This is a genomic window from Bordetella hinzii LMG 13501 (assembly GCF_001548475.1).
GTDB lineage: Bacteria > Pseudomonadota > Gammaproteobacteria > Burkholderiales > Burkholderiaceae_B > Bordetella > Bordetella hinzii.
This window is the reverse complement of sequence record NZ_LRUJ01000002.1, coordinates 19,945-43,099: the sequence shown is the minus strand read 5'-3', so window position 1 is coordinate 43,099 and position 23,155 is coordinate 19,945. Positions and strand designations below refer to the sequence as shown.

The window sequence follows — 23,155 nt, the reverse complement described above, 5'->3', positions numbered from 1 at the left end:
CGATCAATAACTTTCAGCAAATTGTCAGGATGAAACGCCTACTTTCCACCGCATTGGTGCTGGCCCTGGCGGGCTGCGCGCTGATGGACCCGGCCCCCAAGCCGGTGGCCGAGCTGGAGCCGGCCCAACTGGGCCTGGCCGACTCGAAGACCGCCTGGCCCGCCACCCAGTGGTGGCAGCGTTATGGCGACCCGCAGCTGGACCGCCTGGTCGATGCCGCCCTGGCCAGCAATCCCTCGCTGACGGCGGCGCAGGCCCGGCTGGCCCAGGCCAATGCGGCGGTGGCCGGCGCGCGCGCGCCGCTCATGCCGCGCGTGGACGCCAACTACACGCTGACCCGTGAGCACCTGTCGGGCAATTACGTTTACCCCGCCCCATTGGGCGGCTCGGTGGCCTCCGACAACCGGCTCGCGCTGGACTTCAGCTATGAACTGGACTTCTGGGGCAAGAACCGCTCGCGCCTGAAGGCCGCCGTCTCCCAGCGCGACGCCGCCGACGCCGATGCCCAGGCCGCCCGCAATATGCTGGCCCGCTCGGTGGTGCGCAGCTATCTCAACCTGCAGAACGCCTTCGCCCAACATGAAGTGATCGGGCGCGTCATCGCGCAGCGAGACGATGTGCGCAAACTGACCCAGGGGCGCCGGCAGGCCGGACTGGACACCGAAGTCGAGGTCAAACAGGCCGAGTCGGCCGCCGCCTCCGCGCGCGTGGAACTGACCCAGGTCGAGACCACCATCGCCCAGTTGCGTAACCAGCTGGCCGCGTTGACCGCCACCAGCCCCGCGCAAATGCAATCGCTGGCGCCGGTGGCCCTGAAAGCGCCCGACGGCGTACTGCCGCAGGCCTTGCCGCTGGAATTGCTGGGCCACCGGCCCGACGTGGTGGCGGCCCGCTGGCGCGCCGAAGCCGCGCGCCACCAGATCGACAGCGCCAAGGCGGAGTTCTACCCCAATGTGAACATCGTGGCCTTTGCCGGCGTGCAGGCCCTGGGCACCAATATGCTGTTCGACCGCTTCAGCCGCACGGCCGGGATCGGGCCCGCCATCACCTTGCCCATCTTTCATGGCGGCGAGTTGAACGCCAACCTGGCCGGCCGCCGCGCCGATGCCGACCTGGCGGTGTCCGACTACAACCAGACGGTGCTGACCGCCATCCAGCAAGTGGGCGATGCGCTGGAAGCCCTGCGCCTGATCGACCGTGAGAAGGCCGAGCGCGCCCAGGCGCACGAGGCCATCGAGGCCGCCTACGACCTGGCCGTCAAGCGATACCGCAGCGGCCTGGGCAACTATCTGTCGGTGCTGCTGGCGCAGGACGGCGTGCTGGCCCAGGCCCGGCTGCAGACGGATCTCCAGTACCGCGCCTACCAGCTCGATGCCGATCTGGCCTATGCGCTGGGCGGCGGCTATGCCCCCGCCGCGGACGCCCAACCTTCCCATACTCACTGATTGCTTGCCATGACCTCCCCCACTACCCATCCCGCACGCAAGCGCCTGCTGTTGATCGCAACCGGCGCCTTCATCGTCCTGGCCCTGGGCTACGGCGCCTGGTGGGCGCTGTTCGGCTCGCATTTCGAAAGCACGGACGACGCCTATGTGCACGGCAATCTGGTGCAGATCACGCCCCAGGTGCCCGGCACCGTGGTGGCCATCGAAGCCGACGACACCGAAATGGTCAAGGCCGGCCAGCCGCTGGTGCGCCTGGACCCTGCCGACACCAATGTCGCCCTGCAGCAGGCCGAGGCCCGGCTGGCGCAGACCGTGCGCCAGGTCCGCACGCTCTATGTGCAGAACGACAGCCTGGCCGCCGACGTCGAAGTCCGGCAGGCCGACATCGGGCGCGCCCAGGCCGACCTGAACCGCGCCCAAAGCGACCTGAAGCGCCGCCAGGCGCTGGCCGCCTCCGGCGGCGTGAGCGGCGAGGAAATCCTGCACGCCGAAACCACGCTGAAGACCGCCCAGGCCGGCCTGGCCCAGGCCCGCGCCGCCCTGGCCTCGGCCCAGGCCAAGCTGGCCACCAACCTGGCGCTGACCCAGGGCACGACGGTGGAGAACCACCCCGACGTGCGCCAGGCCGCCGCGGACCTGCGCAATGCCTGGCTTGCCAGCTCGCGCACCGTGCTGCCCGCCCCGGTCGACGGCATGGTCGCCCGGCGCAGCGCGCAGGTCGGCCAGCGCGTGGCGCCCGGCTCGGTGCTGATGAATGTGGTGCCGCTGGACCAGATCTGGGTGGAAGCCAATTTCAAGGAAGGACAGCTGCGCCACATGCGCGTGGGCCAGCCGGTGACGATGACGGCCGACATGTATGGCGGCTCGGTCAAGTACCACGGCAAGGTGGTCGGCCTGGACGCCGGCACCGGCAGCGCCTTTGCCCTGCTGCCGGCCCAGAACGCCACCGGCAACTGGATCAAGGTGGTGCAGCGCGTGCCGGTGCGCGTCTCGCTGGACCCCGAGGACCTCAAGAAACATCCGCTGCGCATCGGACTGTCCATGGACGTCGAGGTCGACGTCGGCAAGGACGACGGCCAGACACTGACGGCCGCGCGCGCCGAGCCGGCCTGGTCCACCCGCGCCTTCGAACCGGCGCATGACGAAGCCGACGCCCTCATCGCCAAGATCATCAAAGACAATCTGCAATCATGAGCGAGCAAGCCCGCAAGGCGCCGACGGGCGGGCCCTACCCGCCCCTGGAAGGCGCCACCCGCATCATCGGCTCGATCGCGCTGTCGACGGCGGTGTTCATGAACGTGCTGGACACCTCCATCGCCAACGTGTCCATCCCGACCATCTCGGGAGACCTGGGGGTGAGCAGCAGCCAGGGCACCTGGGTCATCACCTCGTTCGCGGTGGCCAACGCCATCACGGTGCCCTTGACGGGCTGGTTGACCCAGCGCTTCGGGCAAGTCCGGCTCTTCGTGACCTCCACCCTGCTCTTCGTGCTGGCCTCCTGGCTGTGCGGGTTCTCGCCCACGCTCGAAGCCCTGATCGCCTTCCGGGTGCTGCAAGGCCTGGTGGCCGGCCCCATGATCCCGCTGTCGCAGGCCTTGATGCTGGGCGCCTTTCCGCGTGAGAAAGCCGGGATGGCCCTGGCGGTCTGGTCCATGACGACACTGGTGGCGCCGGTGGCCGGCCCGCTGCTGGGCGGATGGATTTCGGATAACTACACCTGGCCCTGGATTTTCTATATCAATGTGCCGGTGGGCCTGCTCGCGGCCTGGATCAGCTGGCGCATCTTCCGCGACCGGGAATCGCTCACCCGCAAGCTGCCCATCGACAAGATCGGCCTGCTCCTGCTGGTGATCTGGGTGGGCTCGCTGCAGATCATGCTGGACAAGGGCAAGGAGCTGGACTGGTTCGCCAGCCCGACGATCATCGGCCTGGCCGCGGTGGCTTTCGTCGCCTTTGTCTTCTTCCTGATCTGGGAGCTCACCGACGCGCATCCGGTGGTCGACCTCAGGCTGTTCAAGGAACGCAACTTCACGGTCGGCGCGCTGACCCTGGCCACGGCCTACGGCGTCTTCTTCGGCAATGTGGTGCTGCTGCCGCTTTGGCTGCAGAGCAATATGGGCTATACCGCCACCTACGCCGGCATGGTGACCGCGCCGGTGGGCATACTCGCCATCCTGCTCACGCCCATAGTGGGCAAGCTGCTGGCCACCCGCGATCCGCGCCAGCTGGTGACCGTGGCCTTCATGATTTTCGCCCTGGTGTGCTTCATGCGGTCGGGCTTCAACACCCAGACCGATGTGCGCACGCTGATGATACCGACCATCATCCAGGGCGCGGCCATGGCCATGTTCTTCGTGCCGCTGACCTCGATCACGCTGTCCGGCCTGGAGCCCGGCCGCATTCCGGCCGCCTCGGGCCTGTCGAACTTCGCGCGCCTGACGGCGGGCGCCTTCGGCACCTCGATCTCCACCACACTGTGGGACAACCGCGCGACGCTGCACCATGCGCAGCTGACGGAAGTGGCCAAGCCGGGCCAGCAGGCCTTCGACCAGGTGCTGGGCACGCTGCAGGGCAGCCTCGGGCTGAACCACCAACAGTCGCTCACCGTGATCGACGGCCTGGTCAACACCCAGGCCTACACCATGGCCGCGGTCGATGTCTTCTATGCCTCGGCCATTATCTTCGTGCTGCTCATCGGCACGGTGTGGTTCGCCCGGCCCAAGTCCTCGCGCGGCAAGGACGACGGCGCGGCCGAGGCCGCGGCCGGCGCGCACTGACACCGCGCCCGGGCCCGCCCCGCGCAGGGCGGGCCTGTTTGCGTCAGGCCTGGGCGACGATGGCGGCGATCGCGCGGCCCACGTCGGCCGTCTTGGCCTGGCCCTTCATGTCGGGCGTGCGCGGCCCTTCGGCCAACACCGTCTCGATGGCCGAGACCACGGCCTGGGCGGCCTGCGGATACCCCAGGAAATCCAGCATCAGCGCCCCGCTCCTGATCTGCCCGATGGGGTTGGCGATGCCCTTGCCGTAGATGTCCGGCGCCGAGCCATGGACGGGCTCGAATAGCGACGGGAACTTGCGCTCGGGATTGAGATTGGCCGACGGCGCGATGCCGATGGTGCCGGTGCAGGCCGGCCCGAGATCGGAAAGGATGTCGCCGAACAGATTCGAGGCCACCACCACATCGAACCAGTCCGGATGCTGCACAAAATGCGCGCACAGGATGTCGATGTGGTACTTGTCCCAGCGCACGTCCGGATACTGCGTGGCGATATCGGCCACGCGCTCATCCCACCAGGGCATGGAGATCGAAATGCCATTGGACTTGGTCGCCGCGGTCAGGTGCTTGCCGCGCTTGCGCGCCAGCTCGAAGGCGAACTTGAGCACCCGGTCGGCGCCCACCCGCGTGAAGACGCTTTCCTGTATCACCACCTCGCGCTCGGTGCCCGCGAACAGGCGGCCGCCGCTGTTGGAATACTCGCCTTCGGTGTTTTCGCGGACGATGTAGAAATCGATCTCGCCGGGCTGGCGGTTGGCCAGTGGCGAGGGCACGCCCGGCATCAGGCGCACCGGACGCAGGTTGATGTATTGATCGAAATCGCGGCGGAAACGGAACAGCGAACCCCACAGCGCCTCATGGTCGGGCACGGCGGCCGGCCAGCCGATGGCGCCGAAGAAAATGGCCTCGTGCCCGCCGATCTGCTGTGCCCAGTCATCCGGCATCATCTTGCCGTGCCTGGCGTAATAGTCGCAGCTCCAGTCAAAATGATCCCACTGGAAGCCGATGCCAAAGCGCGTGGCGGCCGCGTCCAGCACGCGCAGCCCTTCCGGCACCACTTCCTTGCCAATACCGTCGCCGGGAATCACGGCGATTCTATGTGTCTTTCCAGCCACCCCAAGTCTCCAAGGCGGCGCGCCGCCACGGCGCGCCTCCCGCGCATCATATAGGGAGCGCGCCGCCCGGGGCCAGCCCTCAGGCCCCGCTCCAGGCCTGCTCGTTCAGGCGGTCGCTGTGAACCGCCACGCCCTGCGAGCGCTGCATATGTTCCAGGGCGGGGGTGATGACCTGGGTGAGACGGTCGAAGGCCGGCCCCAGCTCCTCTTCCGGCACACAGGCATAGCCCAGCAGCAGGCCGGGCCGCGCCCGGCGCTCGTCGGCGTAGTAGCGCGACAAAGGCCGGGCCGTCAGTCCCAGCGTGCGCGCGGCGATGGAAATCCCCAGGTCGTCGGTCCCCTCGGGCAGGTGCAACACCAGGTGCAGGCCCGCCTCATGCGTGGAGACCGGCCAGTCCGCGCCGAAATGCCGCGCGATGGCCCCGCGCAGCACGACTTGGCGGGCGGCGTAGCGCTGTTTCATGCGGCGGATGTGGCTGGCGTAATGGCCGCCTTCGATAAAGTCGGCCAGCACCGCCTGGTCCATGAGCCGGCCCTCGCGGTACAGCTCCGACAGGCCGGTGGCGAAGTGCGGCGCCAGCCGCCTGGGCAGCACCATATAGCCCATGCGGAAACCCGGGAACAGGGTTTTGGAGAACGTGCCCAGATAGAGCACGCGGTCATGGGCGTCCAGCCCCTGCAGCGAGCCGATGGGCCGGCCGTCGAAACGGAACTCGCTGTCGTAGTCGTCCTCGACGATCCAGGCGCCGCGCTTGTGGGCATACTCCAGCAGCATGCGGCGCCGCGCCAGGCTCATGACCATGCCCAGCGGATATTGGTGCGAGGGTGTCACGAAGATGAAGCGCGGCGGCTCCTGCATCTGTTCCGCGCTGGGCGCCATTCCCTCCTCGTCCACCGGCACGGGCACGGGGGTGATCCCACAGGCCACCAGGGTGGAGCGCGAGCCCCAATAGCCCGGGTCTTCCATCCAGGCGGTATTGCCGGTGTCGCCCAGCAGGCGCGCCAGCAGGCTGATGGACTGGTGGATGCCGGTGGTGATGACGATCTGGTCAGGCTCGCAGCGCACCGAGCGCGCCAGGCGCAGGTGCTCGGCCAGCGCCTGGCGCAACGGCATATAGCCCGAGCCATTGGCGTAAGTGAGCAGTTCCGGCGTCTGCTGGCGCCAGCGCCGGTTCAGGAGCCGGTTCCAGACCGCGCGCGGAAAGGCCGAGACGTCCGGCACGCCGGAAACAAAAGCTCCCCATTGGCGATCCGAGGCCGAGGCGTCCTGCACCAGCTTGCTGCCACGCCGCGACAGCAGGAAGGGACTGGCCGGGGCATCGACCGGCACGCCGGGCAGAGGCTCTTGTGGTGCCGGCACGGTATCCGAAACAAAGGTACCACTTCCGAAGGCCGAGATCAGATAGCCCTCGGCCAGCAACTGGTCATAGGCGTGCAGTACGGTATTACGGGATAACCCTGTGTCGCTGGCCAGTACCCGGGTGGCGGGCAGCTTGGTGCCGGCCGGCAGCTCCCCGGCCAGGATGAGCCCGCGCAGCGTATCGCAGATCTGCCGGGACAGCGGAACGGCTCCGCGCCGCTCCAGGCGCTGCAGCAGGCGCTCGGAGAGAATCAGCTCTTTCAAAGTGGCACCAGAAACTCAAATCAATTTGGATCTATTGAGAGTACCAAATATTCGATACGCTGCTGCTGCAGCAAAACGACGTCCACATAAATGCAAAGGGGAAAAACTTGCAGCCGGACAAGATACAGGTCCAGACCGGACCCATGAAGGCGGGGGAATTTCGCCCAGCGCCGGTTTACCCACCGCGCCGACAGCGGCGGCCCCTGGGGCCCGCCGCCTGAACCCGACGCCGCCGCGGTGCGCGGCGGGCAGTTCATGCACCGCAATGCAGCAACCGGCGGGCGCTATCCGCGCCGGCCGGCCAACCAATCCGCCATGGCACGGGGTCTGCTTGAATCGTCAAGCGCGCCGCGCCCATTTATCTCAAGACAGCCGGGAGGCCTGCAGTGAAACTGAAACACGCCATCAAACTCTCCGCTTGCGCGCTCGCGCTGGCCGCCGCCCTGCCCATGGGCGCGGCCTGGGCACAGACCAAGGGCGGCACGCTCAGCATGATCGTGCAGCCCGAGCCGCCCATCCTGATACCGGCCCTGAACCAGCAAGGCCCCACGCAGTTCGTCGCCGGCAAGATCTATGAAAGCCTGCTGACCTACTCGTTCGACCTCAAGCCCCAGCCGGGCCTGGCCAAGTCCTGGGAAGCCAGCCCGGACGGCCTGTCGTACACCTTCCACCTGCAGGACAACGTCAAATGGCACGACGGCAAGCCCTTCTCGGCCGACGACGTGGTGTTCTCGCTGACCGAGCTGCTGCCCAAGGTGCACGCCCGTGCCCGCGTGATCCTGACCAAGTTCATCGACAAGGTCGAGAAGATCGACGACAAGACGGTCAAGATCTCGCTGAAATCGCCCTTCCCGGCCTTCATGCTGATGTTCGAGCCCGGCTTTGCGCCCATGATGCCCAAGCACATCTATGAGGGCACCGACTACGCCACCAATCCGGCCAACCAGAAGCCCGTCGGCACCGGCCCCTTCATGTTCAAGGAATGGAAGCGCGGCGAATACATCAAGCTGGCGCGCAACCCGGAATACTGGAAGCCGGGCAAGCCCTACCTGGACGAGATCATCTTCAATGTGATCCCCGACGCGGCCTCGCGCGCGGTGGCCTATGAACGCGGCAGCGTGGACGTGCTGCGCGGCGGCGACGTCGACAACGTGGACGTCAAGCGCCTGCGCGCCCTGCCCAATACGGAATACACCACCCAGGGCTGGGAGATGTTCTCGCCGCAGGCCTACCTGATCTTCAACATGCGCAAGCCGCCCTTTGACAATGTCAAGGTGCGCCAGGCCGTGATGGCCGCCATGAACCGCAAGCTGGTCGTGGACAACATCTTCTTCGGCCTGGGCAAGATCTCGACCAGTCCCTTCGTGACGACCGAAATGTTCTACGACAAGAACATGCCGGCCATGCCCTTCGACATGAAGAAGGCGCGCGAGCTCATCAAGGAATCGGGTATCAAGCCGCAGGATTACACCATCCGGCAGCTGTCCTTCCCCTATGGTTCGACCTGGGACCGCCTGGGCGAGTACACCAAGCAGTCGCTGGAACAGCTGGGCTTCAAAGTGCAGATCGAATCCACCGACGCCGGCGGCTGGGCCTCGCGCACCGGCAACTGGGACTTCGACCTGACCACCACCTACACCTACCAGTACGGCGATCCGGCGCTGGGCGTGCAGCGCCTGTATATCAGCTCCAACATCGTGAAGGGTTCGCCCTTTGCCAACGTGCAGGGCTACAGCAACCCCGAGACCGACAAGTGGTGGACCGAGGCGGCCTCCGAAGTCGACCCGGCCAAGCGCCAGGCGCTGTACACCAAGCTGCAGACCACGCTGGTCAACGAAGTGGGCAACGGCTACCTGGTGGACATGGAGTTCCCCACCCTCTACCGCGCCAAGGTCAAGAACCTCGTGAAGACCGCCATCGGCCTGAACGAAAGCTTTGACGACGTCTATATCGAGCAGAAGTAAGTAGGTCCCGCCGCGGTCCGGCCGCGGCGGGACGGGGCGGCCCGCGGGCCGCCCCGGGCTTGATCCCTCAGAACGGCCCGCGCCGTTGCCTGGAGATGCATCACATGAAATTCCTGTCTTTCTTCGCCTCGCGATTGAGCAAGGCCCTGGTGGTCGTGCTTGGCGTGGTGATCATCAATTTCTTCCTGATCCGGCTGGCGCCCGGCGACCCCGCGGCCGTGCTGGCCGGCCAGGCTGGCGCCGGCGACGCCGCCTATGTCGAACAGCTGCGCACCCAGTTCGGCCTGGACCAGCCGGTGCTGACCCAGCTGGGCCTCTACCTGAAAGGCGTGGTCCAGCTCGACCTGGGCTTTTCCTACCGCAATCACGTGCCGGTGCTGGACCTCATCGTCGAGCGTCTGCCCGCCACCTTCCTGCTGATGATCTGCGCCTTCCTGTTCTCCATCATCCTCGGCGTTCTGCTGGGCGTGGTGGCCGCGCGTTCGCGCTATGCCAACAAGCGCCGCTGGATAGACAGCAGCGTCATGACCGGCGCCCTGCTGCTCTATGCCACCCCGCTGTTCTGGCTTTCGCTCATGGGCATTCTGCTGTTCTCGGTCATGCTGGGCTGGCTGCCCGCCTTCGGCATGGAAACGGTCGGCTCCAACCTGACCGGCCTGGCCCGCGCCTGGGACATCACCCAGCACCTCATCCTGCCCACCGTCACGCTGGGCTGCTTTTTCATGGCCGTCTATGTGCGCCTGACGCGCGCATCCATGCTCGAGGTGATAGGCATGGACTTCGTCAAGACCGCGCGCGCCAAAGGCGTATCGCCCAACCGGGTAATCCGCGCCCACGTGCTGCGCAACGCGCTGCTGCCCGTCATCACCTTTGCCGGCATCCAGCTTGGCCAGATGGCGGGCGGCGCCGTGCTCACCGAAACCGTCTTCGCCTGGCCGGGCATCGGCCGGCTGATGTTCGATGCGCTGCTGCAGCGCGACTACCAGCTGCTGCTGGGCATCTTCCTGGTGACCTCCATCATGGTCGTCGTGTTCAACCTCATCACCGACGTGATCTACCGCTTGATCGATCCCCGCATCGCCGCCGGCGGCAAACAAGGAGCGGCAGCATGAAGGGCTTTATCAAACGCTATATGCGCAACTACGGCGCGGTCGCCGGCCTGCTCATCGTGGCCGCCGTCGTCATCGTCGCCCTGGCCGCGCCCCTGCTCTACGAAGACTCGCCCTGGATGATGGTGGCCACGCCCCTGATCCCGCCCTTCTCGGATCCCGCCTATCCGTTCGGCACCGACATGCTGGGCCGCGACATCACGGCCGGCCTGGTCTGGGGGGCGCGCGTCTCCTTGATGGTGGGCCTGCTGTCGACCGGCGTGGCCCTGCTGTTCGGCATCCTGGTCGGCGCCGTGGCCGGCTATTGCGGTGGGCGCGTCGACGACGCCCTGATGCGCTTTACCGAGTTTTTCCAGACCATTCCGCAGCTGGCCATGGCCGTGGTGCTGGTGGCGGTGCTGGGCCCCTCGGTGTATTCCATCATGGGCGCCATCGCCGTGGTGTCCTGGCCGCCGGCCGCGCGCCTGGTGCGCTCGGAATTCATGACCCTCAAGCAGCGCGAGTTCGTGCAGGCGGCCATCGTGATCGGCCAGACACCGGGCCGCATCGTGTGCTCGCAGATCCTGCCCAATGCCATGTCGCCCATCATCGTGTCGGCTTCCTTCATGGTGGCCACCGCCATCCTGACGGAGTCCTCGCTGTCCTTCCTGGGCCTGGGCGACCGCAACATGATGAGTTGGGGCTTCATGATCGGCGCGGCGCGCACCATGATCCGCGAGGCATGGTGGATGAGCGTATGGCCCGGCGTGGCCATCCTGCTGACCGTGCTGGCCATCAACCTCATCGGCGAAGGGCTCAACGACGCCCTGAACCCCCAACTGCGCAAGCGCGGCGAATAAGGAGGCCGGCATGACCAACGAACACAACACGCCGCTGCTATCCGTGCGCAACCTGACGATCGCCCTGCCCTCGGGGGGCGACCGTCCCTATGCCGTGCAGGATATCTCCTACGACATCCGCGCCGGCGAGATCCTGTGCATCGTGGGCGAGTCCGGCTCGGGCAAGTCCATGAGCGCCAACGCCATCATGGGCCTGCTGCCCGACTACCTCAAGCCGCAGGGCGGGCAGATCCTGTTCAAGGGCAAGGACCTGCTGACGCAGACCGAGGACACGCTGCTGTCCATGCGCGGCAAGGACATGGCGATGATCTTCCAGGAGCCGCTGTCGGCCCTGAACCCCCTGATGACCGTCGGCGAACAGATCGGCGAGGTCATGCGGGTGCACAACGCCTATCCGGGCCCCGCGCGCCAGCGCCGCGTGCTCGAGCTGCTGGAGTTCGTCGGCCTGCCCGACCCGGCCACGCTCTACCATGTCTATCCCTTCCGCCTGTCGGGCGGCCAGCGCCAGCGTGTCATGATCGCCATGGCGCTGGCCCTGGAGCCCGCCTTCCTGATCGCCGACGAACCGACCACCGCGCTGGATGTCACCACGCAGGCGCAGATCCTCGCCCTGATCGCCCGCATCCAGAAAGAGAAAGGCATGGGCGTGATGTTCGTCACCCACGACTTCGGCGTGGTGGCCGAGATCGCGCACCGGGTCGCGGTGATGGAAAAAGGCATCCTGGTCGAGGAAGGCCCGGCCGACCAGGTGCTGAACCGGCCGCGCCATCCGTACACGCGCCGGCTGATCGCCGCCGTGCCGCATCGGCGCGCCCAGGAGCGCGAGACCGCCAGCCACGAACAGCCCGTGCTCCAGGTGCGCAATCTGAAGAAGACCTATCTCACCGGCCATGGCGGCTGGTTCGGGCGCAAGCGCGTGGTCAATGCCGTGGACGGCGTGAGCTTCGAGGTCCGGCGCGGCGAGACGCTGGGCATCGTGGGCGAATCCGGTTCGGGAAAATCGACCATCGGCAAATGCCTGCTCAAGCTCATCGGCATCGAGGGCGGCGAACTGATCTTCAATGGCCGCGACATCGCCGGCCTGAGCGAAAGCCAGTTCCGCCCGATCCGCAAGGATATCCAGATGATCTTCCAGGACCCCTTTGCCTCGCTCAATCCGAGGCAGACGGTGGGCCGCATCATCAGCGACGGGCCGGTGGCCAACGGTACGCCGCGCGCCGAGGCCGACAAGCGCACGCGCGAACTGCTCACCCTCGTCGGCCTGGACCCGTCGGCCTTTGACCGCTACCCCAATCAGTTCTCCGGCGGCCAGCGCCAGCGCATCGGCATCGCGCGCGCCCTGGCGCTGGAACCCAAGGTGCTGGTGGCCGACGAATCGGTCTCGGCGCTGGACGTTTCGGTCCAGGCGCAAGTGCTGCAGCTGCTGCACGAACTGCAGCAGAAGCTGCGTATCGCGCTGATCTTCATTACCCACGACCTGCGTGTGGCGGCGCAGATTTGCAACTCCGTCCTGGTCATGCACCGCGGCAAGGTGGTGGAGCATGGCAGCCCGGGGCAGATCTTCGACCGGCCACAGAACCCCTATACCCAGCAGCTGATCGCCGCCGTGCCGGGCCAGCACTGGGACCCGACACAGGCACAGACCGCATGAGTCCGGACCATGAACGACCAGAGCGATAAGCCCGAGGACTGGAACGCGCGCCGGGCCGCCGCCACGCCCAGGGGCGTGGGCGTCATGTGCAGTTTCTATGCGGACCGCGCCGACAACGGCGAGGTCTGGGACCTGGAGGGACGGCGCTACATCGATTTCGCCGGCGGTATCGCGGTGCTCAATACCGGGCACCGCCACCCTCGAGTGATGGATGCCGTCCAGGCCCAGATGGCGCGCTTCACGCATACGGCCTACCAGATCGTGCCCTATACGAGCTATGTCGAACTGGCCGAGCAAATCAATGCGCGCGCCCCGGGCGATTTCCGCAAGAAGACCGCCCTGTTCACCACCGGGGCGGAAGCGGTCGAGAATGCGGTGAAGATCGCGCGCTCGGCCACCCGCCGGCCCGGCGTCATCGCCTTCGGGTCCGCCTTTCACGGGCGCACCCTGCTGGGCATGGCGCTGACCGGCAAGGTCGTGCCCTACAAGCTGGGCTTCGGGCCCTTCCCGGCCGACATCTATCACGCCCCCTACCCCAACGCGCTGCACGGCATCACCAGCGAAGACGCGCTGGCCGGCATCCGGGCCTTGTTCAAGACGGTGGTCGATCCGCGCAGCGTGGCGGCCTTCATCATCGAGCCGGTGCAGGGCGAAGGCGGCTTCAACATCTGCCCGCCCGAGTTCATGCGCGCCCTGCGCGCGCTATGCGATGACCATGGCATCCTGCTGATCGCCGACGAGGTACAGACCGGCTTTGGCCGCAGCGGCCGCATCTTCGCCATGGAACACTATGGCGTGGCGCCCGACCTGATCGTCATGGCCAAGAGCCTGGCCGGCGGCTTTCCCCTGTCGGCGGTCTGCGGCCGCGCCGAGGTCATGGACGCGCCCGCCCCGGGCGGCCTGGGCGGCACCTATGCCGGCAATCCGCTGGCCGTGGCCGCGGCGCTTGAAGTGCTGCGCGTCATCGACGAAGAAGACCTGCTCGCGCGCGGCCGGCAGCTGGGCGAACGCCTTGCCGACAGGCTGCGCGAACTGGCTCCCGAGGTGCCCGAACTGGCCGAGGTGCGCGCCCTGGGCGCCATGGTGGCCGCCGAGTTCAACCAACCCGGCTCGCACGCGCCCAGCCCGGGCTTTGCCCGCCGCATCCAGGCCCTGGCCCTGGAAAGCGGCCTGCTGCTGCTGACCTGCGGCGCCGAGGGCAATGTGATCCGCTTTCTCTTTCCGCTCACCGTCAGCGATGCGCTGATGGACGAAGCGCTGGACATCCTGGGCCGAGCCCTGCGTGGCCAGCCAGCCCCCTAACAGACCATGGAGACCCCTATGCAACGTCCTGCGGCCATCCCCACCGTGCAAATCGACAACGAACACGTCACCGTGACCGAGTGGCGGTTTCCGCCCGGCGGCGAAACCGGCTGGCATCGCCATGGCATGCACTACGTCGTCGTGCCGCAGACCACCGGCAAGCTGCTGCTGGAAACCCCGGACGGCCCGCGCGAGAGCCAGCTGACCACCGGCGTGGCCTACAGCCGCCAGGTAGGCGTGGAGCACAACGTCATCAACCCCAACGACACGGAATTCGTGTTCGTCGAGATCGAAATCAAGAAGGCCTGAAAGCGCCAGAGAGGACAGCCATGAAGGCTTTTTTTTCCGAAGAGCAACTGCAACACCTGCCGCAGCAATTCATGCGGCTGGGCCGCATCAGCGCCCCGACCGATGTGCCGGCGCGCGCCGAGACGCTGCGCGCCCTGCTGCAATCGCGCGGCGTCAGCGTCGAGAGTCCGCCCGACTTCGGCCGGGAACCCCTGGCCGGCGTGCACAGCGAGGCCTATCTGGACTATCTGGAGCATGCCTATGAGCGCTGGCAGGCGCTGCGCGGCCAGGGCCTGGATCCCGGCCCCGAGGTCCTGCCCAATCTGTCGCCCTACTACAGCGGACGCCACGAACTGCCGGCCCGCCCGCCCTGCCCGTCGACCTCCATCGTGGCGCAGACCGGCTACTACCTGAGCGACCTGTCCTGCCCCATCGGCCCGCATACCTGGCGCGCGGCGCTGCGCTCCACGCACAATGCCGTGGCCGCGGCCGACTGGGTGCGCCAGCACCAAGGCACGGCCTATGCCCTGTGCCGTCCCTCCGGCCACCACGCCCACCGCGACCGCGCCGGCGGCTTCTGCTATCTGAACAGCAGCGCCGCGGCTGCCCAGCGCCTGACCCAGACCTGGAAGCGGGTGGCCGTGCTGGACGTGGACGCGCACCACGGCGACGGCACGCAGAACATCTTCTATCAACGCGCCGACGTGATGACGCTGTCGCTGCACGCTGACCCGACCGGCTACTACCCGTTCTACACCGGCTACGCCCATGAGCGCGGGTATGGCAGCGGCCACGGCTACAACCTCAATTTCCCGCTGCCGCATGGGGCCAATAACGACGTTTTCCTGCAGACCCTGGACAGCGCCCTGGTGGCCCTGCGCGACTATCGCCCCCAGGCCCTGGTGCTGGCCCTGGGCTTTGACACCTACAAGGACGACCCCATCAGCGTGCTCAAGCTCGACCTGGACGCCTATCGCCACATCGGCGAGCGCATCCAGTCGCTGGCGCTGCCCACCGTGGTGGTCCAGGAAGGCGGCTATATGGTCGAGAGCATCGGCCCGGCGCTCGACGCCTTTTTGCAGGGCCTGGTGCCGGCCACCGTTTGAACACAGGAGAAGATGATGAGCACGATTTCCGATATTTCGATCAATGGCCAGCGTCTGTGGCAATCCCTGATGGAGCTGGCCCGCATCGGCGCCACGGAAAAAGGCGGCAACTGCCGCCTGGCCCTGACCGAACTGGACGGCCAGGGGCGCGACCTGGTGGTGGGCTGGATGCGGGAAGCCGGCCTGGAAGTCACCGTCGACCAGGTGGGCAACATCTTCGGCCGGCGTCCCGGCACGGACCCGTCCAAGCTGCCGGTGGCGACCGGCAGCCATATCGATACCCAGCCCACGGGCGGCAAGTTCGATGGCTGCTTCGGCGTCATGGCCGGACTGGAGGTCATGCGCACGCTGCAGGAGCGCGGCATCCAGACCGAAGCTCCGCTGGAGCTGGTCATCTGGACGAATGAAGAAGGCACGCGCTTCGTGCCGGTCATGATGGGCTCGGGCGTCTTTTGCAATGTCTTCCCGCTGGAGACCGCCCTGTCGGCCCGCGACCTGGACGGCAAGTCGGTGCGCGATGAGCTGGCGCGCATCGGCTATGCGGGCAGCGAACCGGTCGGCCAGCGCAAGCTGGGCAAATACTTCGAGGCGCATATCGAGCAAGGCCCCATCCTGGAGGCCGAAGATAAGGTCATCGGCGTGGTGACGGGCTCGCTGGGCCTGCGCTGGTACGACATCACGGTGACCGGCATGGAGGCGCACGCCGGCCCCACGCCCATGCCGCTGCGCCGCGACGCCCTGTACGCGGCCACCCATCTCATGCAGGAAGTCATCCGCATCGCGCTGGACTACGCGCCGCAAGGACGCGGCACGGTGGGCGTGGCCAATGTCTACCCCTCCTCGCGCAACGTCATCCCCGGAAAAGTCTCCTTCACCGCCGACCTGCGCCACGAGAACGCCGAGAAGCTGGCCGAGATGGACGCCCGCCTGCGCCAGGCCTGCCAGGCCCTGGCCCGCGGCGACATGGCCGGCTACCCGGTGCAGGTGGACCTGCAGGACGTGCAGCACTTCCCGCCCACGCCCTTCGCCCCCGAGCTCATCGAGGCGGTGCGCGAGCAGGCTCGGGCCCGCGGACTGTCGGAGATGGACATCGTCACCGGGGCCGGCCACGACGCGGTCTACGTTGCCACGGTCACGCCCACGGCCATGATCTTCGTGCCCTGCAAGGACGGCATCAGCCACAACGAGGTCGAGGACGCCAAGCCCGAGCACCTGGAAGCCGGCGCCAACGTGCTCCTGGGCGCCATGCTCAGCCACGCGGGGATCGCCAAGCCATGAGCACCGTCAAGGCGGCGCCATCGCGCGCCGCCGGCATTCTCTGCTTCCTGGCCGCGCTCGTCGCCCTGGCGAGCTTCGACGCGGCCTCCAAGCATATGCTGGCCTATTACCCCGCCCCCTTCCTGAACATCATGCGCTATGGCGCGGTGGCCACCATCGCGCTGTTCCTGCTGGCCAGCCGGGGCGGCGCGCCCCGCTGGTCGCGCCAGCCCGCCAAGCGCCTGCTGCTGGCGCGCGGGGCGGCCCTGGGCACGGTGGGCACCTGTTTCATGACGGCGCTCATCTGGATGCCCTTGTCCGAAGCCACGGCCATCTACTTCACCTCGCCGCTCATCATGGTGGCGCTCTCGCCGTGGCTGCTGGGAGAGAAAGTCGGCCAGGCGCAATGGCTGGCCGTGGTGGCCGGCTTCGCGGGCATGCTGCTCATCGTGCGTCCCGGCGGCGACCTGCCGGCGCTGGGCACGGCGCTGATGGCGATATCGGCGCTGGCCTATGCCGTCTTCCAGGTGCTGACCCGCAAGCTCGCCGGCAAGGTCGACAGCCATGTGCAATACGCCTATACGGCCTTTGTCTGCCTGGCGATGACGGCGCTGCCCGCCCCGTTTTTCCTGCCGGACCCCTGGCCCGACGCGGCCGACTGGCTCGTCATCCTCGCCATGGGCGTGTGCAATGGCGTGGCCCAGATCCTGCTGATCGCGGCCTTCCAGCGCGTCGAAGCCTCGACGCTGGCGCCGCTGAACTACTGCCACCTGCTGATGGCCATGGCCTTCAGCACCTTTCTGTTCAACCGCCCGCCCGACGGCCTGGCCGTCGCCGGCATGGCACTCATCGTGGGTGCCGGCGTTTTCCTCGTGACCCGGCGCGCCGCGCCCAGGAGACCCTCATGACGACACTCGCGCATTGGCAAGCGCGCGCCAAATCGGTGCGCCTGCAGAACAAGGCTTATATCGACGGCCAATGGGTCGAGGGCGGCGAGACGCCCCTCGACGCCATCAATCCGGCCACCGGCGAGCGCCTGGCGCAAGTCGCCAGCTGCTCGGCCGCCGACATCGACCGGGCCGTGGCCGCCGCCCGTCGCGCCTTCGAGGAAGGCGTGTGGTCGCGCATGCCGCGCCGCGAGCGCAAAGCCCGGCTGCTGAAGCTGGCGCAGCTCATCCGCGACAACAGCGAAGAGCTGGCGCTCATCGAAACGCTGGACATGGGCAAGCCCATCTCCGACACCCTGGCTTTCGACATCCCGGAGTCGGCCACGACCTATGCGTGGTATGCCGAAGCCATCGACAAGCTGTACGACGAGATCGCCCCCACCGACGGCGATTCGCTGGCCACCATCACCCGCGAACCCCTGGGCGTGGTCGCCGCCGTCGTGCCGTGGAACTACCCGCTGCTGATGGCCAGCTGGAAAGTCGCGCCCGCGCTGGCCGCCGGCAACAGCGTCATCCTCAAACCGGCCGAACAGTCTTCGCTCACGGCGCTGAAGCTGGCCGAACTCGCCGAAGCCGCCGGTATCCCGCCGGGCGTGTTCAACGTCACTCCCGGCACCGGCCCGGTCGCCGGCCGCGCGCTGGGCCTGCACATGGACGTGGACTGCCTGGCCTTCACCGGCTCGACCGCCACCGGCAAGCGCTTCATGGAGTACTCGGGCCAGTCCAACCTCAAGCAAGTCTGGCTGGAGTGCGGCGGCAAATCGCCCCACATCATCTTCGACGACTGCCCGGACCTGGACCGCGCCGCGCTGGCCGCCGCCGTGGGCATCTTCAATAACCAGGGGGAAGTCTGCATCGCCGGCTCGCGGCTCTATGTGCACAAGGCCATCTACGAAGCCTTCATGGAAAAGGTCGAGGCCTGGGCCGCCAAGATGCAGCCGGGCAACCCGCTGGACCCCTCCTCGATGATGGGCGCCATCGTCGACGAGCGCCAACTGGCCCGCGTGATGCAGTACGTCGAGGCCGGGAGCCGCGAAGGCGCGCGCCTGCGCGTGGGCGGCAAGCGCGTGCGCAGCGAAACAGGCGGCTACTACGTCGAGCCCACCATCTTCGAATGCGCCACGCCCGACCTGACCATCATCAAGGAAGAAATCTTCGGCCCCGTGCTAGCGGTCACGCAGTTCGAGACCGAGGAAGAAGTGCTGGCCCTGGCCAACCGCTCCGAATATGGCCTGGGCTCGGGCCTGTGGACCGCCGACCTCTCGCGCGCCCACCGCGTCTCGCGCCAGCTGCGCGCCGGGCTGGTCTGGGTGAACTGTTATTTCGACGGCGATGTCAGCGTGCCGTTCGGCGGCGTCAAGCAATCCGGTTTCGGCCGCGACAAGTCCTTGCACGCGCTTGAGAAATACACCGCGATCAAGTCCACCTGGTTCAAGCTCTGAGCGGCCGCCGCGAGGCGGCCGGCGCGGGGGGCCGCCCCCGCGTCAATACCCGCGTTCGCGCGACACCGTGCCCGACAGCGGTTCGCCGCGCAGGTAGGCGCGGATCTTGCCCGCGACCTGGGCGATAGTTTCGCGGCGCAGGCTCAAGGCGGCCACGTGAGGAGTGACGGTCACGCGCGGATGCGTCCAGAAGGGATGGTCCGCCGGCAGCGGCTCGGTGCGGAAAACGTCGAGCGTGGCGCCGGCCATGTGGCCGCTGTCGAGCAGCGCGAGCAGGTCTTCCTCGACCAGATGGGCGCCGCGGCCCATGTTGATGAGATAGGCGTCCGGCAGCAGCTTGGACAGCGTCTCGCGGCACAGCAGGTCGCGCGTGTCGTCGGTCAGGGGCAGTGTATTGATGAGCACCCGGGTGCGGCCCAGGAAGGCGTCCAGCGAATCGCGGCCGCCGAATGCCTGCACGCCCTCGGGCGCATTGCCGCTGCGCGACCAACCGGCCACCGGATAGTCCAGGCCGGCCAGGCTGCTGGCCACCCGCGCGCCCATCACGCCCATGCCCAGCACGCCGACCGGCCATAGACTGCGGTCCAGCTCGGGCAGGGGCTGCCAGCGGCCTTGCCGCTGCAGGTTTTCATATTGGTCGAACTGGCGGCTGGCGCGCACCAGCGCATGCGCGGCGTATTCGGCCATCTGCACCGCCATGCCGGCGTCTTCGAGGCGGACGATGGGCAGGTCGGCCGGCAGCGTCGGCAGGCGGAACAGCGCGTCCACGCCCGCGCCCAGGTTGAAGGCGACCCGCAGCTTGCGCTCGCGCTCGAACAGGCCGGCCGGCGGCCCCCAGACCACGGCGATCTCGGCATCCTGCGCCGGCAGGTCTTCGTGCCACATCACGACTTCGGCGCCCGGCACGGCCTCGGCCAGGGGCTGGAGCCATTCGGCGGGTTCGATTTCGTGACTGGAGGAAAAAATGATCTTCACGGTAGGCTCGGCGCGGTGCAATGCGCGGGATTGTTGGATAATGTCCCGATCATATAACAGGCCGAAAGCCATGCCACGGGCCGCTTCGCGCGGCCGTCTCCGGAAACTCCCATGTCCAACCTCAGCCAGGCCCAACAGCAAGACGTCCAGTATCAACTGCATTCCTATACCAACGCGGTCAAGCACGCCCAGGTCGGGCCGCGCATCATGACGCGCGGCGAAGGCATCTATGTCTACGACGACAAAGGCAACCGCTACCTGGAGGGGATGTCGGGCCTGTGGAGCGTGGCCGTGGGTTTCGGCGAGCCGCGCCTGGTCGATGCCGCCGCGCGCCAGCTGCAGGAGCTGCCCTACTACCATACCTTCACGCATAAATCGCACCCCAGCGTGATCGAACTCTCGCAGCGCCTGATCGACTACACCGAAGGCCGCATGGCGCGCGCCTTCTTCACCAACTCCGGCTCCGAGGCCAACGACACCGTCGTCAAGCTGGTCTGGTACTACAACAATGCGCTGGGCCGCGAAGGCAAGAAGAAAATCATCGCGCGCCAGCGCGGCTATCACGGCGTGACGGTCGCCTCGGCCAGCCTGACGGGGCTGGCGGGCAACCACAAGGGCTTCGACCTGCCCCTGCCGCAGATCCTGCATACCGCCTGCCCGCACTACTACCGCCACGGCCTGCCGGGCGAAAGCGAAGAAGATTTCGCCACCCGCATGGCCGACGAGCTCGAAGCGCTCATTCTGCGCGAAGGCCCCGACACCGTGGCCGCCTTCATCGGCGAGCCGGTCATGGGCGCGGGCGGCGTCATCGTGCCGCCGCGCACCTATTGGCAAAAGATCCAGGCCGTCTGCCGCAAGTACGACATCCTGGTGATCGCCGACGAAGTCATCACCGGCTTCGGCCGGCTGGGCAAGCGCTTCGGCAGCGAAGTCTTCGGCATCGAGCCGGACCTGATGGTCCTGTCCAAGCAGATCACCTCATCGTATCAGCCGCTGGGCGCGGTGCTGCTCAACGCCAAGGTGGCCGACGCCATCGAGGCGTACAGCGGCCGCCTGGGCACTTTCGGCCATGGCTACACGGCCAGCGGCCACCCCGTGGCCACGGCCGTGGCGCTCGAGAACCTGCGCATCATCGACGAGCGCGGCCTGATCGCCCATGCCGCCGAAATGGGCGAGATCCTGCGCCAGGAGCTGCATGCCCTGGCCGGCCATCCCATGGTGGGCGAGATCCGCAGCGTCGGCCTGATCGCCGGCGTGGAGCTGGTGGCCGACAAGGCCCGGCGCACGCCTTTCGATCCCCTGGGCAGCGCCGGCGCCTATGCCTACGAGCGCGCGCACGACCACGGGCTGATCGTGCGCGGCATCCAGGATACGGTGGCCTTCTGCCCGCCGCTCATCATCACGGCGGCCCAGGTGCGCGACATGGTGGCGCGCTTTGCCCGCGTGCTGGACGATACCGCCGCGCATCTGGAGCATCAGCGGTAATACGGCGCGGGATAGGCCGGGTAGTAATAATAGGGGTGCCCGTAGTAGTAAGGCCGGGGCGCGGGCCTGGCGGGCACCACCACGCACCCGGCCAGGGTGCCCAGAAGCGCCAGGGCGGCTGCGGCGCGCATCATCGTGTTCATGACCTGCTCCATCCCGGCAAATGCCGGCGAAGCCATGATGCGCCGCCGCCGCGCGCGCGGATACCGGCCTGAAATCACCCGAAATGCCTGCCCCCGCGCTGTCACACACTGTCAGGGATCTGGTGAGCATCCCTGACAATCGATACGGCAAGGCTCAGCGCCGGCGCGAGCCCAGCAGCGAGCCCAGCACGCCGCGCACCAGGTCGCGCGTGACCTGGCGCACCGCCGACTTGGCCGCGGTCTGCACCATGCCGTCGCGCTTGCCGCCGCGCGGACCGGTCGAGCCGAACAGCACGTCGTTCAGGCCCTTGAGCAGGCCGCCCGCCAGGCCGCCATCCCCGCCGCCCTCTCCACCCGCCGGCGCCGCCGTCGGGCTGGGCGCGGGCTGCGCGCTCGCGCGGGCGTTGAGCCTCTCGTAAGCCGATTCGCGGTCTATGGCCTGCTCATACTTGGCCGCCAACGGCATGGCGCGGCGCAAGGCCGCGCGCTCGCCGTCGGTCGCCGGGCCGATGCGGCTGCCTGGCGGCAGGATCCAGGCGCGCTCGGTCGGCGTCGGCCGGCCCTTGGCGTCCAGCAGCGACACCAGCGCCTCGCCCACCCCCAGTTCGGTGATCGCGGCCTCGATATCCAGCCCGGGGTTCGGACGCATGGTCTGGGCGGCGGTCTTGACCGCCTTCTGGTCGCGCGGGGTGAAGGCGCGCAGGGCATGCTGCACCCGGTTGCCCAGCTGGCCCAGCACGCTGTCCGGGATGTCCAGGGGATTCTGCGTCACGAAATAGACCCCCACGCCCTTGGAGCGGACCAGGCGCACGACTTGCTCGATCTTGGTCAAGAGGGCGCTGGGGGCATCGTTGAACAGCAGGTGCGCCTCATCGAAGAAGAACACCAGCCTGGGCTGCTCCGGGTCGCCGATTTCGGGCAGTTTTTCGTACAGATCGGCCAGCAGCCAGAGCAGGAAGACGCCATAGAGCCGGGGCGCCTGCATGAGTTTGTCGGCCGCCAGGATATTGACCACGCCGCGCCCCTGGGCGTCGGTGCGCATCAGGTCGGCCACATCGAGCATGGGCTCGCCGAAGAAACGGTCCGCGCCCTGGGACTCCAGCTGCAGCAAGGCCCGCTGGATCGCACCCACCGAAGCGGCCGAGACATTGCCGTAGCGCACCTTGAGTTCGGCCGAGCGGTCCGCCACGTTCTGCAGCATGGCGCGCAGATCCTTCATGTCCAGCAGCAGCTGCCCCTCGTCGTCGGCCACCTTGAAAACCAGGGCCAGCACCCCTTCCTGGGTGTCGTTGAGCTCGAGCATGCGCGCCAGCAGCAGCGGACCCATATCGGAGACCGTGGCGCGCACCGGCGCCCCCTGTTCGCCGAACACGTCCCACAGCGCCACCGGACTGGCGCCCCAGGCCGGCTCGGGCAGCCCGAGGTTGTTCAGGCGCTCCTGCAGCTTGGGCGAGGAGGCCCCAGCCTGCGAAATGCCGGTCAGATCGCCCTTGACATCGGCCATGAACACCGGCGTCCCGATACGGGAGAACGACTCGGCCAGCACCTGCAGCGTGACGGTCTTACCCGTCCCCGTGGCGCCGGTGATGCAGCCATGGCGGTTGGCCAGGCCGGGCAGCAGGGCGAGCTCGGTCTTGGCATTCTTGGCGATGACGATAGGATCGGGCATGGCGGGCCTCCGGAATTC

Annotated in this window: 19 protein-coding genes; 14 read left to right on the top strand and 5 right to left on the bottom strand. The window is 67.5% G+C overall.

Features of this window, described 5'->3' with window-relative positions; genetic code table 11:
* Nucleotides 1-29 precede the first annotated feature (29 nt).
* Genes AXA74_RS01590 through AXA74_RS01580 form a run of 3 tightly spaced genes read left to right on the top strand, consistent with a single transcriptional unit; the run spans nt 30 to nt 4,222 of the window.
* Nucleotides 30-1,445, top strand: a complete 1,416-nt coding sequence (locus tag AXA74_RS01590; protein ID WP_032977615.1) for an efflux transporter outer membrane subunit — start codon at nt 30-32, stop codon at nt 1,443-1,445.
* A 9-nt stretch (nt 1,446-1,454) separates the two neighbouring features.
* The gene (locus AXA74_RS01585) at nt 1,455-2,639 is read left to right on the top strand and encodes an HlyD family secretion protein (RefSeq protein ID WP_032977612.1); all 1,185 of its coding nucleotides are present in this window, start codon (nt 1,455-1,457) and stop codon (nt 2,637-2,639) included.
* Complete coding sequence (locus tag AXA74_RS01580; RefSeq protein WP_032957436.1) at nt 2,636-4,222, top strand: DHA2 family efflux MFS transporter permease subunit; 1,587 nt, start codon at nt 2,636-2,638, stop codon at nt 4,220-4,222. Before AXA74_RS01585 ends, AXA74_RS01580 begins: the two co-directional genes overlap by 4 nt.
* 43 nt (nt 4,223-4,265) lie before the next feature.
* Here AXA74_RS01580 and AXA74_RS01575 read toward each other — a convergent pair whose 3' ends face one another.
* Together AXA74_RS01575 and pdxR are read right to left on the bottom strand one after the other, a co-directional pair.
* Nucleotides 4,266-5,336 carry a tartrate dehydrogenase gene (locus AXA74_RS01575; RefSeq protein ID WP_032977609.1) on the bottom strand — a complete coding sequence of 357 codons (1,071 nt, stop codon included), beginning with the start codon at nt 5,334-5,336 and terminating at the stop codon, nt 4,266-4,268.
* A gap of 79 nt (nt 5,337-5,415) precedes the next feature.
* The gene (gene pdxR, locus AXA74_RS01570; protein ID WP_029579713.1) at nt 5,416-6,960 is read right to left on the bottom strand and encodes a MocR-like pyridoxine biosynthesis transcription factor PdxR; all 1,545 of its coding nucleotides are present in this window, start codon (nt 6,958-6,960) and stop codon (nt 5,416-5,418) included.
* 386 nt (nt 6,961-7,346) lie between these two features.
* On the opposite strand from pdxR, the gene AXA74_RS01565 reads away from it, so the two are divergent.
* From AXA74_RS01565 to AXA74_RS01520, 10 genes are all read left to right on the top strand, one after another.
* Nucleotides 7,347-8,924 (top strand): ABC transporter substrate-binding protein, encoded by a 1,578-nt coding sequence (locus AXA74_RS01565; protein ID WP_029579714.1) that lies wholly within the window; start codon nt 7,347-7,349, stop codon nt 8,922-8,924.
* A 95-nt stretch (nt 8,925-9,019) separates the two neighbouring features.
* On the top strand, nt 9,020-10,036 hold the full coding sequence (locus AXA74_RS01560) for an ABC transporter permease (protein ID WP_029579715.1): 1,017 nt from the start codon (nt 9,020-9,022) through the stop codon (nt 10,034-10,036).
* Entirely contained in the window at nt 10,033-10,872 is an 840-nt protein-coding gene (locus AXA74_RS01555; RefSeq protein ID WP_029579716.1) for an ABC transporter permease, read from the top strand. The genes AXA74_RS01560 and AXA74_RS01555 overlap by 4 nt, the downstream gene beginning before the upstream one ends.
* 10 nt (nt 10,873-10,882) lie before the next feature.
* Nucleotides 10,883-12,523 (top strand): ABC transporter ATP-binding protein, encoded by a 1,641-nt coding sequence (locus AXA74_RS01550; protein ID WP_060833132.1) that lies wholly within the window; start codon nt 10,883-10,885, stop codon nt 12,521-12,523.
* Between the two features lie 9 nt (nt 12,524-12,532).
* Nucleotides 12,533-13,825: a 4-aminobutyrate--2-oxoglutarate transaminase gene (gene gabT / locus AXA74_RS01545; RefSeq protein WP_032977606.1), complete on the top strand. Its 1,293-nt coding sequence runs from the start codon at nt 12,533-12,535 to the stop codon at nt 13,823-13,825.
* Nucleotides 13,826-13,843: 18 nt separating this feature from the next.
* A complete protein-coding gene (locus AXA74_RS01540; protein ID WP_029579719.1) occupies nt 13,844-14,134 on the top strand; it encodes a cupin domain-containing protein in 291 nt (96 codons plus the stop codon).
* A 20-nt stretch (nt 14,135-14,154) separates the two neighbouring features.
* Complete coding sequence (locus AXA74_RS01535; RefSeq protein WP_029579720.1) at nt 14,155-15,219, top strand: histone deacetylase family protein; 1,065 nt, start codon at nt 14,155-14,157, stop codon at nt 15,217-15,219.
* Between the two features lie 15 nt (nt 15,220-15,234).
* Nucleotides 15,235-16,497 (top strand): Zn-dependent hydrolase, encoded by a 1,263-nt coding sequence (locus tag AXA74_RS01530; protein ID WP_032957438.1) that lies wholly within the window; start codon nt 15,235-15,237, stop codon nt 16,495-16,497.
* Nucleotides 16,494-17,384 carry a DMT family transporter gene (locus tag AXA74_RS01525; RefSeq protein ID WP_029579722.1) on the top strand — a complete coding sequence of 297 codons (891 nt, stop codon included), beginning with the start codon at nt 16,494-16,496 and terminating at the stop codon, nt 17,382-17,384. Before AXA74_RS01530 ends, AXA74_RS01525 begins: the two co-directional genes overlap by 4 nt.
* Complete coding sequence (locus AXA74_RS01520; RefSeq protein ID WP_029579723.1) at nt 17,381-18,865, top strand: aldehyde dehydrogenase; 1,485 nt, start codon at nt 17,381-17,383, stop codon at nt 18,863-18,865. The genes AXA74_RS01525 and AXA74_RS01520 overlap by 4 nt, the downstream gene beginning before the upstream one ends.
* A gap of 42 nt (nt 18,866-18,907) precedes the next feature.
* Here the strand turns inward: AXA74_RS01520 and AXA74_RS01515 are convergent, their stop codons facing one another.
* Nucleotides 18,908-19,840, bottom strand: coding sequence for a 2-hydroxyacid dehydrogenase (locus AXA74_RS01515; RefSeq protein WP_032977664.1), 933 nt, complete (start codon nt 19,838-19,840; stop codon nt 18,908-18,910).
* Nucleotides 19,841-19,951: 111 nt separating this feature from the next.
* Here AXA74_RS01515 and AXA74_RS01510 point away from each other — a divergent pair, with 111 nt between their 5' ends.
* Complete coding sequence (locus AXA74_RS01510) at nt 19,952-21,325, top strand: aspartate aminotransferase family protein (protein ID WP_029579725.1); 1,374 nt, start codon at nt 19,952-19,954, stop codon at nt 21,323-21,325.
* Here the strand turns inward: AXA74_RS01510 and AXA74_RS24060 are convergent.
* Together AXA74_RS24060 and AXA74_RS01505 are read right to left on the bottom strand one after the other, a co-directional pair.
* Nucleotides 21,316-21,504: a hypothetical protein gene (locus tag AXA74_RS24060; RefSeq protein WP_032959905.1), complete on the bottom strand. Its 189-nt coding sequence runs from the start codon at nt 21,502-21,504 to the stop codon at nt 21,316-21,318. The genes AXA74_RS01510 and AXA74_RS24060 overlap by 10 nt on opposite strands.
* A gap of 118 nt (nt 21,505-21,622) precedes the next feature.
* The gene (locus AXA74_RS01505; RefSeq protein ID WP_032957442.1) at nt 21,623-23,137 is read right to left on the bottom strand and encodes a helicase HerA-like domain-containing protein; all 1,515 of its coding nucleotides are present in this window, start codon (nt 23,135-23,137) and stop codon (nt 21,623-21,625) included.
* Nucleotides 23,138-23,155: the final 18 nt, after the last annotated feature.

Coding starts and splice junctions, on each gene's coding strand:
- AXA74_RS01510 (WP_029579725.1), top strand. CDS start 19,952: ATGTCCAACCTCAGCCAGGCCCAACAGCAAGACGTCCAGTATCAACTG.
- AXA74_RS24060 (WP_032959905.1), bottom strand. CDS start 21,504: ATGGCTTCGCCGGCATTTGCCGGGATGGAGCAGGTCATGAACACGATG.
- AXA74_RS01535 (WP_029579720.1), top strand. CDS start 14,155: ATGAAGGCTTTTTTTTCCGAAGAGCAACTGCAACACCTGCCGCAGCAA.
- gabT (WP_032977606.1), top strand. CDS start 12,533: ATGAACGACCAGAGCGATAAGCCCGAGGACTGGAACGCGCGCCGGGCC.
- AXA74_RS01525 (WP_029579722.1), top strand. CDS start 16,494: ATGAGCACCGTCAAGGCGGCGCCATCGCGCGCCGCCGGCATTCTCTGC.
- AXA74_RS01550 (WP_060833132.1), top strand. CDS start 10,883: ATGACCAACGAACACAACACGCCGCTGCTATCCGTGCGCAACCTGACG.
- AXA74_RS01520 (WP_029579723.1), top strand. CDS start 17,381: ATGACGACACTCGCGCATTGGCAAGCGCGCGCCAAATCGGTGCGCCTG.
- AXA74_RS01555 (WP_029579716.1), top strand. CDS start 10,033: ATGAAGGGCTTTATCAAACGCTATATGCGCAACTACGGCGCGGTCGCC.
- AXA74_RS01540 (WP_029579719.1), top strand. CDS start 13,844: ATGCAACGTCCTGCGGCCATCCCCACCGTGCAAATCGACAACGAACAC.
- AXA74_RS01580 (WP_032957436.1), top strand. CDS start 2,636: ATGAGCGAGCAAGCCCGCAAGGCGCCGACGGGCGGGCCCTACCCGCCC.
- AXA74_RS01590 (WP_032977615.1), top strand. CDS start 30: ATGAAACGCCTACTTTCCACCGCATTGGTGCTGGCCCTGGCGGGCTGC.
- AXA74_RS01585 (WP_032977612.1), top strand. CDS start 1,455: ATGACCTCCCCCACTACCCATCCCGCACGCAAGCGCCTGCTGTTGATC.
- AXA74_RS01560 (WP_029579715.1), top strand. CDS start 9,020: ATGCATCACATGAAATTCCTGTCTTTCTTCGCCTCGCGATTGAGCAAG.
- AXA74_RS01530 (WP_032957438.1), top strand. CDS start 15,235: ATGAGCACGATTTCCGATATTTCGATCAATGGCCAGCGTCTGTGGCAA.
- AXA74_RS01505 (WP_032957442.1), bottom strand. CDS start 23,137: ATGCCCGATCCTATCGTCATCGCCAAGAATGCCAAGACCGAGCTCGCC.